Here is a 10,454-nt window from a genome sequence, read left to right on the forward strand (position 1 = left end):
ATAAAAATACCCTATCTATGAAGATGGGGTATTTTTATTGTATTAACGGGACTAATGTTAAGGTAGAGTGATTTCTGTTTGCCAAACAACGATATGTGAAGGAATGTACTTAAAGTAACGGGGTGCTTTAGTTTAACAATAGAAAATACTAAAAGTCAGTTCCTTTACAGGAATTCTACTTTTATATATTGAATTTACTAAGCGTTGTAAATCCGCATTTTCCTGACGCTACCCCTATATGGGGTTAAATCTTTCTTCATGTTTAAAAATCAGTAATAAATGGAAAATAAAGAAAGGAGGGATGAGTATGAAAGTACTTATTATTGGTGGAGATGCAGCAGGGATGAGTGCTGCAATGCAAATTGTACGAAACAGTTCTGGACATGAAATCACTGTTTTAGAAAAGGGTGGAGTGTATTCGTACGGACAATGTGGCCTACCTTATGTGATCAGTGGGAAGATTGAATCAACAGATAAGTTAATAGCACGTACACAGTCTACTTTTAAAGAGAAATATGGCATTGATGCACGAGTATATCATGAAGTCCAAAAGGTAGACACGGAAAATAAAATGGTAAGTGGAATAAACCATAGTAATGGTGAAACGTTTAGCTTTCCGTATGACCGCCTTCTTATCGCAACCGGCGTAGGCCCGGTCATTCCAAAGTGGGAGGGTGTTAAACTTCCAGGTGTTTTCACATTAAAGGCAATTCCTGATGCAAAGACAATCATGGATTATCTTGAGAAAGATATAAAAAATGTGACAGTTATTGGTGGCGGATACATTGGACTCGAAATGGCTGAAAGTTTTGCGGAGCTCGGCAAGAAGGTAACGATCATTGAAAGAAATGAGCAATTAGCAAAAATATTTGATAAAGAAATGGCAGAACTTATCCATGAAGAAGCAGTGAAGCAAAACATTGTGTTAAAAATGGGTGAATCTGTTGAAGCATTCCGTGGTAGTGAGCATGTTGAATATGTGAAAACCGATAAAGGGAAGTATGAAACAGATTTAATATTAGTCGCTATAGGTGTGAAGCCAAATATTTTATTTTTAGAAGGGACTGGAATCAAAACAAGTGTTAATGGTTCTATTCAAGTAAATGCGTATATGCAAACAAGTATTAAAGATATCTATGCTGCAGGAGATTGTGCAACACAATATCATCGAGTAAAAGAAATGGATGATCATGTCCCATTGGGAACACATGCCAATAAGCAAGGTCAAATCGCAGGATTAAACATCGTTAATATACATAAAACATTTAAAGGTGTTGTAGGCACTTCAATCATAAAATTTTTCGATTTAACTTTGGGGAGAACAGGAATAACAGAAACAGAGGCAAAAATGCTGAACATCCCATGTGGTTCTGTAACAATTAAATCAACAGATATCGCTGGATATTATCCTAATAATAAAAAAATGAAATTGAAACTTGTCTATCATAAAGAAACATATAAAGTTCTTGGTGGGCAAATTATTGGGGAAAATGGGATCGACAAACGAATCGATGTTCTAGCAACTGCAATATTCCATTCGATGACAACCGATGAGCTGCTTGATTTAGATCTTGCGTACGCACCTCCATATAATGGTGTATGGGATCCTATTCAGCAAGCAGCTAGAAGAGTAAAGTAGCTTTAATACTAACTATTAACTATATAATGTACTATCGGGGTGCTTTTCCTTAATAACAATCTTCAGCAGCCAGGCGCATTTCCTAATAAGGAATGTGTCTCCTTTTTTCAGATTTAGAGGATATTAAGTAGACCAGGAAGGATACGACAAGAATTATGTAAAATATTATACTTAAAGTAACGGGGCAGTTTAGTTGAAGAAGGATTAGGAACTTATCGTATTGAAATAGTAAATATAATAAGGATTAGAAATGCAAAGGAGAAAAAAATAATGGATTACAAAGTTATTATAAACCTTCCAGTATCTAATAATGAGGTACCAGATTTAAGAGAGAGTGTTGGATGGGCAAGACGTGATAAAGATTATCCTGCTTTGTTTGAACGTTGTAATTTCTAGGCTGGGATGAGGGATGAAAATAATAAACTTATAGCATTTGGGTATGTTTGTGGAATGGGCTTGGAACACGGATATATGGAAGATATTATCGTACATCCTGAGTATCAAAAAAAGGGAATTGGAGTTAAATTGGTTAAAGAATTGTTGCGAGAAGCAGAACGCTTTGGATTGGGAATTGTAACTGTATCCTATGAGGAATGTAATACAAACTTCTACAAAACTTGTGGTTTTTTACCTGGTTCAGGGGGAGTATGGCAATCAAATAAGTAAAAAATCTTACTCAACTACCATGAAAATTAACTTCTGTGAGATCCGAAAAATGGCAATACTTAAATAGACGCAGCTCATTCATCTTTTTAAAAGGGGAGGAGCGTCTGATCTTTGGTGTTTATATACTTGTGTTAATGGATTAGGAAGCTTCTGTTATTGTAACCGTATAACCTAAGTTTTCTAGTCTTCGAACCGAATGACGTACAATAGATACCTGTCTTCGTTTATCAAAGTAGTCTTCGCCTAAGTCTACATACATCTCTTTTCTAGTTAACAGGTAATATGCGATTCGCAATATCGCATGTGCAACTACAATTGCTGCTCTTTTGTTGCCTTTTCGTCCAGCTGTTCGTCGATACAATGCACCAAGATAGTTTTTTGAACCCCTGACTGATTGAGCTGCTTCAGTTAATGCTGATCTTAAATACTTATTTCCTTTTTTAGATTTAGTTGATTTTCGTTTTCCAGCACTTTCATTATGTCCAGGTACGAGAGCTGCCCATGAACAAAGATGTGCCGCAGTTGGGAATTGGTTTTTAACATCAGTACCGATTTCAGCTAGGATTTGTTCAGCCATTCTTCTGGCGATTCCAGGAATTGAATCTAGTCTTTCAATATCTTCTTCATAAGAGTTAACTCGATCAGCTATTTCTTGATCTAACATTTCGATTTGCTCAGTTAGAAAATCAATATGAGTTAAAATTGTTTTAAGCATCAATCGTTGATGTGGGTTAACATAGCCTTTAAGTGCCAATTCAAGTTCCTCTTTTTTCTTTTTCAATGTACGACGAGCAAAGTTTGCTAGCTTTTCAGGATCATCTTCGCCATCTGCAATTGCTCGAAGCATATCTTTGGCTGAAACCCCCATAATATCAGAAACAACAGACCCTAGTTTGATATTGGCCCCTTCTAAAACTTTTTGAATCCGATTATGCTGTCTTGCACGTTCTTCTATAATACTACGTCGATAGCGAACTAGTTCTCGCCATTCTCTTTGAGTCCGATTTGGAATGAAACTCGCTTTAAGTAAACCATGGCGAAGAAGTTGTGCAATCCATTCGGCATCTTTAACGTCGGTCTTACGACCTGGGAGTGCCTTCATGTGTTTAGTTTACAACTAGAAACTCAATCCCTTCAGATTCTAGTAGGTTGACAATAGGTTTCCAATAAACACTGGTGCTTTCCATTGCGACATGGGTACAACCATGTTCCTTAACCCAGTCGATTAACTTAAGTAGAAACACTGTTTTAGTAGAAAACGTTTGAATCTCCTTTCCATCAGGTGTCATAATACACGCAGTGACATTATCCTTATGGACATCCATACCACATGCTCTTTCAATGATTACATCCATTGAAATTCTTCCTTTCTAGGCTAGTAAATTGGAGGCTGGTGCAACAATCAGAATAGGATTAATCTACCATGAGTGCTTCCCGCAAGGGAGCGACAGTTTGTGATGCACCGTGGTCGTTGGAGTCAGACTAACGGATGGGCTCTATGGCACCATAGTTGATCGACCTTCCTCTCCAGCCTTAGAACAAGTATGGACGGATAATACATTTTCATTCTTTGTGGTGAAGAGCTGTTTTTTAGCGATTCATGGATGGCTAACGGGCAGTTTAGTAAAAAAAGGAATCCATCATTCGATGTCGAATTTTTACTATTATAGAAAAATTTGTCAGTATGGTGGTGTTTTTTTGATTAAATTAATTAAGCAAGAAGAAAACGAAACTATTTATTGGGAAGTTTGGCAAAACGGTAGAACCTTAATCATCCATTACGGAACTGTCGGGGATAGTGGAGAAACAGAAGAAATGAAATTGCCATTGTTTCAAAGGGCAGAAAAAGTAATGGATGAACTAGCTGAAGAAAAAGTTAACGAAGGTTTTGAGTATTTAGATGAGGATGAATTAATTGAGCTAGTTGTTCAATACAGCTATAAAGAAGATGAAATGCAAACAGCATTGAAACTTAGACACTCCGTTGAAGATCTAATGAATGAATGTTTAGGCTGGACGGGTAATGGTTCGTGTGATGGCGGTGATATTGGCAGCGGTACAGCTAATATCTTCAACAATGTTGTAAATGTAAGAAAGGCGACACAAACAATAATAGAGGAACTTAAAAAATAACAATTTACTACAGGGTGCAAAAATTGCTTATTTAAATCCTGAAGATGAAGAATATATCGTTTTATATCCTGATGGAGCAGAGTTTGAACTTATTTAAAAGGCATTGAGAAATCTCAATGCTCTTTTTTTGGTGCTAATTATATTGTAAATTAAATCCTAAAGCCTGTAACTAAGTGGAGTGTAGGGGCTATTACAGCTCCCTTCCCCTATCAAAACATAATTAGAGATTGTGAAGGATTGTACTTACGCTAACGGGGTGCAAGAGCTCAAGAAGATATCGCTGCGGCGATCTTTTTTTGTATTGGTAAAGAAGCAGGTTAGAGGAACAAGAGGGATAAAAATCCAGCTTTCTTTTTACTTCGCATTTGAAAATGCGAAGTAAAAGTCATAGATTACATAGCATTAGTTAGATTTAATCTTTATCGAAAAACCTGAAATTAATATCAAGCTATACGCCCACAGTAACCAAGCAGCGAAAAAAGGTAATGTATCAATAGGTAAGTTTGAAAACACTTTGTTAAAATAAATAACACTTAGTATATCCAAAATCATTCCTGGGAGAGCAATTTGGACTGATGATATTAGACGTTTCGATTCAGATATCTTCCTCAAATAATAATAAGGATACGTAGCTAGTGCAATCAAAGGTATTGCCAGAATAAAGGTAATAAGCAATAAAAGTGCATTCCCAGGGGTTAGAAACATTTGTCCGAAGAAACGGAAAAGCATTGTCGCTGAAATCCATAATAAAATGCCCCAGAAAACATTTATCATAAAATCACCTCTAAATTGGATTTAAGTTAAATTATTCGATATATATTATTAATCTCCTCGTATCATTGGTAAATTTTATGTAAAGATTAGCTAGGGATTAATATTGTTATTCCACAATTCGAGGATATTGTGAAGCAATGTACTTAAGCTAAAGAAGCAGTTTAGTTTAAGAAGAAGTGGTATTATTTAGGGTAGGAAAGTATGGGAAAGGAAGAACTTTATGAAACGATATTTTAGTTGGGACGATGAAGATTATATTGGTGGCACAACATATATAGAAATTGATGAAGGATATGCAACAAAACAAATTGCAATAACACCAAACGAGTATATAGCTTCAAACCGAAAAGACAAAGAACATCATTTTTATTTAGCAGAGGGACTAGTCGATATAGATGAAATTATAGAGTACGGTGGTTCCGAGATAAGTGAAGAATATTTTTATAGTGTATGGAACACATATAAAAATAACCTTATTGATAAATGGAACGAGACCAAAGAAAGATTCCCTATTGGAGATGAGATTAAAGGAATAATTGAAGTTTTTTATCCTCAAGGGGTAATTATTAATGTTTCACAAGATGTAATTGGTATCACTGACTATAATAAGTGTAGCGACAGTACAAACCCAGAAAACCTTTATCCAGGACACAAAATAATAGGAAAAGTTGTTAGATATGATGAAGAAAATATGTGGTTAGTTATTGATAATCCAAGGGTGTTTTGACCGTTGTTCTTATTCAACTAACGGGTAGCAAGAGTTCTAGAACAGGGATTGCAGCGGCGATCTCTTCTTCAGATAACGGTCAGTATAGTGGAAGAAGGATAATAATGTAATAATATAATATTCATAAGAAATACTTATGTTATTTTATAATATTTCGGTAATCAACTTATGATATTTTGTGAGATATAATAGAATTATAAAGTTGGTTGCGGTTATCAAGGAGGGTATATTATTGGATAGTGAATTAAAGTTTAGAATAGCTACTGAACAAGATCTAGATAAAATTGTAGAAATGCTTGCTGACGATGCTTTAGGTAGCAAAAGAGAGCGATACGAACAACCTCTTCCAGAAAGTTACATAAAAGCATTTCAGGCTATTACAGCTGACCCTAATAATGAGTTAATAGTGGCTTGTAACGGAAACGATATTATTGGGGTACAACAAATAACTTATACACCTTATATTACTTATCAAGGTGGATGGAGAGCTACTATTGAAGGGGTAAGAACAATATCCTCTGAACGTGGTAAAGGGATAGGTACTGATCTTATACAATGGGGAATCCAACGTGCAAAAGATCGTGGTTGTCACTTAGTTCAACTTACAACAGATAAAAAGCGAGAAGATGCTTTACGTTTTTATGAGCGTTTAGGTTTTAAAGCTACTCACGAGGGTTTAAAAATGAAACTTTATTAGTTTTCTTATTCAGCTAACAGGTGCTTGAGTTGAAGATGGAGTTGCAGCAGCAGCAGCAGCTCTTTTTTTGTTGATCAACTAAAGGGCAGGTTAATTGAAGCAGGGCATTCGTATAAATAATGAGAATTAATCTAACAGACTTTATAAACAGGGGTTGGGAAAGTATGGCTGAATACATAAAAGAAATAAGAGAACTAATCGGAAATAGACCATTAATTTTGGTTGGTTCTACTATTATTGTTATGAATGAAAAAAAAGAGATCTTATTTCAACACCGTTCCGACACAAAGGAATGGGGTTTGCCTGGTGGAGCAATGGAAATTGGTGAAAGTTTAGAACAAACGGCTGAACGTGAACTTTTTGAAGAAACGGGGTTAAAAGCAAAGAATTTTAAGTTTATTGATCTTTTGTCAGGAAGTAATCTTTATTATAAATACCCTAACGGTGATGAAGTGTATAACGTTATTTGTGTTTACTTAGCAGAAGATATAAGTGGTGAGTTAGCTATGAATGATGGTGAAAGTTTGGATTTAGAATATTTCTCTATCAATGAATTACCTACTAAACTTGATGATAGAGCAAAGATAATTATTGAAAAACACTTTATTTAAGATCCATTTTTCCGTTTCGATTCTTTAAACAAGGAATCTCCCTTTTTTTCATAAAGCGAAGTAGATTGTGCAGTAATGTACTTAAAGTAAAGGGTGCAATAGTGGAAGAACGAGGATTGCTGCGGCAATCCTTTTTGTTATTGAGCTAACTGGCAGTTTAGTAAAAGAAGGATTTCTAATTGAATGTACAGAATATGGATGAATAATTTTATATTTATGGGCTTATATGATTTTCTGAAAATATTTTTTAGGGAGGTATGAACATCAATGGATTCTGCTCAAATAGTAAATAAATTAAAAGAAAAAGGTGTGGAGTTTACAACAGGATTAAAGGAAGAAGAAATAGCTGAAATAGAGGAATTATACAACATTCAGTTCCCACCAGACTTAAAAGAATTCCTTATGTTTGCCTTACCTATATCGGACGGATTTGTAAACTGGATCGATAAAAGTAAAGAAAATATTGAAAGCATAACTGACCGATTAAACTGGACATTAGAAGGCATTATTTTTGATATTGAACATAATGAATTTTGGATGAATGATTGGGGAAAAAAGCCTTCCTCATTAAAAGATGCAGTAGATATTGCTACTATGCAATACAATAAAGCACCAAAATTAATACCAATATATTCCCATAGGTACATTCCGTCTAACCCCTTGGAAAAAGGGAACCCCATTATGTCTGTACATCAAACCGATATTATATATTATGGTGAGAACTTATTTTCCTATTTTTTAGTTGAGTTCGATTTTAAGGAACATAAGGATATAGATTTTGAAAATATTAAAAGAATTCCTTTTTGGAGTGACATTATAAACCAGTGGGATGGTGAAGAATAAAAGCAATGTAACAATCGGGAGGTAAGGAATATACTCAATTTCCTTATTCAACTAAAGGGGGCTTATGTTAAAGATGGGATCGCTACGGCGATCCCGTTTTCTTATTGAGCTAACGAAGCAGGTTAGTTGAAGAAAGAAAAAAATCACCCCTATTAATCGTATTAAATGTTAAAATATTCAAAAAGAGAAAATGGGGAGAGAGTTTATTTTGAAAACTAAATATATATCTTTAATTTTGTTAACCATCATATTAATGGCAGGGTGTGTCAAGGAAAATAAGGTAGCAGTTTCAACAAATGATTTAGAGAAAATCAAGTTGGAATTAATTAAAAAACAAACTTCGAAAGAGGGAATTTTATATTCCATTAAACTAATTAACGGCAGTGATTTCGTTATAAAGCAAAATAACGTTTTCGTTTCCTTCCCTATAAAAATAAGTCAAACTGCTTATAAAGGTAACGAATATAAAGTAGAAGCTAAAGGAAACAAATTAGATATTAAAGCAGGAGAAAAGATTACATTAAATATTTTTATGCCGTTTGAAGGTATTGGCGAAAAATCTTTGCTGGGAATTGATAACCCAAGTATTCAATTAATTGGTTATTTAGAAAATGTTGATAACAAGCATAAATTCAGTATTGGAGGAGACTTAATCAAAAACTGAAAACTAAGTCTAATACGAGGTTTTAGGTTTATTATCTAAAGATTTTCTTGAGGTTGTTGTTTAACTAACGGGTGCTTTACTTGAAGAAGCCAAAAGGACCTAAATGGTCCTTTTATATTTGGTAATAAAATACGAATTTTCATTTATTGTATTGGAAATACTATCTGTCGAGGTGAAATAAATGAGCAGATTTAAAGTTGTGTTTGAGAATACAATCCAAAGTGGTGGGTTTTCATTGGAGCAGTATTTGATAACATTACATCAAGAAAAAGATATGTTGGATTCATTTGATGGTCATGATGATTACGAGAACTGGCTGCTGAGATGTAGCCTTTTTCTTATTTGACTAAAGGGGCAGTTTAGTTTAAGTACATTCCTTCACAATGTTATTGAAAAAGCCTATAATTTCTTTTATGTAATCATAATAAATCGTCCACAAATTTTAGTATTAGAACTAAATTTAAACATTCATCCAATTAGGAAAATGCTTTTTTTGATGAAACCTATAATTAAAAAAGAATAACAAGGATACCATTTATATTTGGTATCCTTATTGAACTTCACTCATAAGAAAATTTATTGGTTAAAACTGATCTTATCTTGCTGTCTTTTATATAATACAGAAATTTAAATGCCCCCTCATTAATGAAGGGATCTTTCAAAAATAATCTCAAAAAATGAAGATGAACCGTTTCCAGATGTAACAGGGGAAAATAATTGGACGAATCTCCAGCCATCCTTCGCATGGTTGGCAATGATTTCATGATAATTTTCTTTCGGTTCATTGTTCCATTTACTAAGTTTAATTTGAACAAATTTATATTCGTACATAATTCAAACCTCCATTTAAAGAATAATAGTTATTAAAGTGATATTAAATTTAGGTAATAGTCCGGAAAATTAACAAATGAGTTGGAAAATGATTTGTTTGAAATAATACAACTTTTAATCATTGCTTTTTATCAACCATTCAACGAGCGTCCAGTGTATTCCGTACAAACACTTAATGGTTTAGCCCGTTTCTATTCTTTATACTTAAAATGCGTATTGAATAACAAAATTGCTAAAAAACAGAAGGGCAATCAAATAAAGTGCAGGGTGAACTTCCCTCCCTTTCCCCATTAAAAGCTTCAACAATGGATATAGAACAAAGCCGATTGCCATACCATCTGCAATGCTATAGGTTAAAGGAATTAATACAATAATTAGAAGTGCTGGTAAGCTCTCTGTCAGATCATCTATTGAAATATGAACAATGTTTTGCAACATAAGGACCCCTATTAATATCAAAATAGGCGAAACCGCACTTGCCGGAACGATTTTAATAACTGGTATGAACAATATCGAAACAAGAAACAATAGACCTGTCACGATGCTGGTTAACCCTGTTCTTCCGCCGGCTGTTATTCCAGCTGCTGATTCCACAGATGCTACAGTGGGACTCGTTCCAAGTATTCCTGATGATAATACCGAAATAGCTGTAGCCTGTAGTGATTTCTTATTACCCTCATAGCGATTTAACAACTTGCTATGCCCATGAATCAAACCAATATTTTCAAAGACAATTACCATTGCAAAAGAGATGGAAGTCAGCCAGAAGACCACGTTCCCTGCTTGTGCCCACGATAATTGTCCAAAAACACCAATGTATTCTTGTAAAGATGGAATGGTAAGAGAAATCCCTACGAAGGTAGCTCCTC

At 34.4% G+C, this 10,454-nt stretch carries 13 protein-coding genes and 1 pseudogene; 10 read left to right on the plus strand and 4 right to left on the minus strand.

All coding sequences use genetic code 11. The features are described 5' to 3' along the window. The first annotated feature begins 307 nt into the window (after positions 1-307). The 3 genes from ACIQAA_RS13750 to ACIQAA_RS13760 all read left to right on the plus strand — a co-directional run bounded on the left by ACIQAA_RS13750 (position 308) and on the right by ACIQAA_RS13760 (position 2,305). Positions 308-1,639 (plus strand): CoA-disulfide reductase, encoded by a 1,332-nt coding sequence (locus ACIQAA_RS13750; RefSeq protein WP_402620230.1) that lies wholly within the window; start codon positions 308-310, stop codon positions 1,637-1,639. A 270-nt stretch (positions 1,640-1,909) separates the two neighbouring features. Then, positions 1,910-2,035, plus strand: coding sequence for a hypothetical protein (locus tag ACIQAA_RS13755; protein WP_402620233.1), 126 nt, complete (start codon positions 1,910-1,912; stop codon positions 2,033-2,035). A gap of 6 nt (positions 2,036-2,041) precedes the next feature. After that, on the plus strand, positions 2,042-2,305 hold the full coding sequence (locus ACIQAA_RS13760) for a GNAT family N-acetyltransferase (RefSeq protein ID WP_402620236.1): 264 nt from the start codon (positions 2,042-2,044) through the stop codon (positions 2,303-2,305). 139 nt (positions 2,306-2,444) lie between these two features. Here ACIQAA_RS13760 and ACIQAA_RS13765 read toward each other — a convergent pair. Continuing rightward, a pseudogene (locus tag ACIQAA_RS13765) lies at positions 2,445-3,660 on the minus strand (IS110 family RNA-guided transposase). 343 nt (positions 3,661-4,003) lie between these two features. Between ACIQAA_RS13765 and ACIQAA_RS13770 the strand changes: the two are divergent. Beyond that, on the plus strand, positions 4,004-4,438 hold the full coding sequence (locus ACIQAA_RS13770) for a WGR domain-containing protein (RefSeq protein WP_402620239.1): 435 nt from the start codon (positions 4,004-4,006) through the stop codon (positions 4,436-4,438). Positions 4,439-4,840: 402 nt separating this feature from the next. Here the strand turns inward: ACIQAA_RS13770 and ACIQAA_RS13775 are convergent, their stop codons facing one another. Further along, positions 4,841-5,212, minus strand: a complete 372-nt coding sequence (locus ACIQAA_RS13775) for a DUF5367 family protein (RefSeq protein ID WP_402620242.1) — start codon at positions 5,210-5,212, stop codon at positions 4,841-4,843. A 220-nt stretch (positions 5,213-5,432) separates the two neighbouring features. Here ACIQAA_RS13775 and ACIQAA_RS13780 point away from each other — a divergent pair, with 220 nt between their 5' ends. The 6 genes from ACIQAA_RS13780 (at position 5,433) to ACIQAA_RS13805 (ending at position 9,100) form a co-directional block, all read left to right on the plus strand. Continuing rightward, positions 5,433-5,939, plus strand: a complete 507-nt coding sequence (locus ACIQAA_RS13780; RefSeq protein WP_402620245.1) for a hypothetical protein — start codon at positions 5,433-5,435, stop codon at positions 5,937-5,939. A gap of 292 nt (positions 5,940-6,231) precedes the next feature. Then, complete coding sequence (locus ACIQAA_RS13785) at positions 6,232-6,636, plus strand: GNAT family N-acetyltransferase (RefSeq protein ID WP_402620288.1); 405 nt, start codon at positions 6,232-6,234, stop codon at positions 6,634-6,636. 164 nt (positions 6,637-6,800) lie between these two features. After that, on the plus strand, positions 6,801-7,247 hold the full coding sequence (locus tag ACIQAA_RS13790; RefSeq protein WP_402620248.1) for an NUDIX hydrolase: 447 nt from the start codon (positions 6,801-6,803) through the stop codon (positions 7,245-7,247). A gap of 267 nt (positions 7,248-7,514) precedes the next feature. Then, positions 7,515-8,090: an SMI1/KNR4 family protein gene (locus ACIQAA_RS13795; protein WP_402620251.1), complete on the plus strand. Its 576-nt coding sequence runs from the start codon at positions 7,515-7,517 to the stop codon at positions 8,088-8,090. Between the two features lie 208 nt (positions 8,091-8,298). Further along, positions 8,299-8,754, plus strand: a complete 456-nt coding sequence (locus ACIQAA_RS13800; protein WP_402620254.1) for a hypothetical protein — start codon at positions 8,299-8,301, stop codon at positions 8,752-8,754. A 181-nt stretch (positions 8,755-8,935) separates the two neighbouring features. After that, positions 8,936-9,100, plus strand: a complete 165-nt coding sequence (locus ACIQAA_RS13805; protein WP_402620257.1) for a hypothetical protein — start codon at positions 8,936-8,938, stop codon at positions 9,098-9,100. 296 nt (positions 9,101-9,396) lie between these two features. Here the strand turns inward: ACIQAA_RS13805 and ACIQAA_RS13810 are convergent, their stop codons facing one another. Both ACIQAA_RS13810 and ACIQAA_RS13815 read right to left on the minus strand, forming a co-directional pair. Beyond that, positions 9,397-9,585, minus strand: a complete 189-nt coding sequence (locus ACIQAA_RS13810) for a DUF4177 domain-containing protein (RefSeq protein ID WP_402620260.1) — start codon at positions 9,583-9,585, stop codon at positions 9,397-9,399. A 204-nt stretch (positions 9,586-9,789) separates the two neighbouring features. Beyond that, positions 9,790-10,454, minus strand: a 665-nt coding sequence (locus tag ACIQAA_RS13815) for a solute carrier family 23 protein (RefSeq protein ID WP_402620263.1), incomplete at its 5' end; no start/stop codon positions are given.

It is taken from the genome of Neobacillus sp. NPDC093182 (genome assembly GCF_044754045.1).

Excerpts from the sequence above, each read along its gene's own strand:
- ACIQAA_RS13750 (WP_402620230.1), top strand. The coding sequence starts at position 308 with ATGAAAGTACTTATTATTGGTGGAGATGCAGCAGGGATGAGTGCTGCA.
- ACIQAA_RS13795 (WP_402620251.1), top strand. The coding sequence starts at position 7,515 with ATGGATTCTGCTCAAATAGTAAATAAATTAAAAGAAAAAGGTGTGGAG.
- ACIQAA_RS13755 (WP_402620233.1), top strand. The coding sequence starts at position 1,910 with ATGGATTACAAAGTTATTATAAACCTTCCAGTATCTAATAATGAGGTA.
- ACIQAA_RS13810 (WP_402620260.1), bottom strand. The coding sequence starts at position 9,585 with ATGTACGAATATAAATTTGTTCAAATTAAACTTAGTAAATGGAACAAT.
- ACIQAA_RS13805 (WP_402620257.1), top strand. The coding sequence starts at position 8,936 with ATGAGCAGATTTAAAGTTGTGTTTGAGAATACAATCCAAAGTGGTGGG.
- ACIQAA_RS13785 (WP_402620288.1), top strand. The coding sequence starts at position 6,232 with ATGCTTGCTGACGATGCTTTAGGTAGCAAAAGAGAGCGATACGAACAA.
- ACIQAA_RS13790 (WP_402620248.1), top strand. The coding sequence starts at position 6,801 with ATGGCTGAATACATAAAAGAAATAAGAGAACTAATCGGAAATAGACCA.
- ACIQAA_RS13760 (WP_402620236.1), top strand. The coding sequence starts at position 2,042 with ATGAGGGATGAAAATAATAAACTTATAGCATTTGGGTATGTTTGTGGA.
- ACIQAA_RS13775 (WP_402620242.1), bottom strand. The coding sequence starts at position 5,212 with ATGATAAATGTTTTCTGGGGCATTTTATTATGGATTTCAGCGACAATG.
- ACIQAA_RS13780 (WP_402620245.1), top strand. The coding sequence starts at position 5,433 with ATGAAACGATATTTTAGTTGGGACGATGAAGATTATATTGGTGGCACA.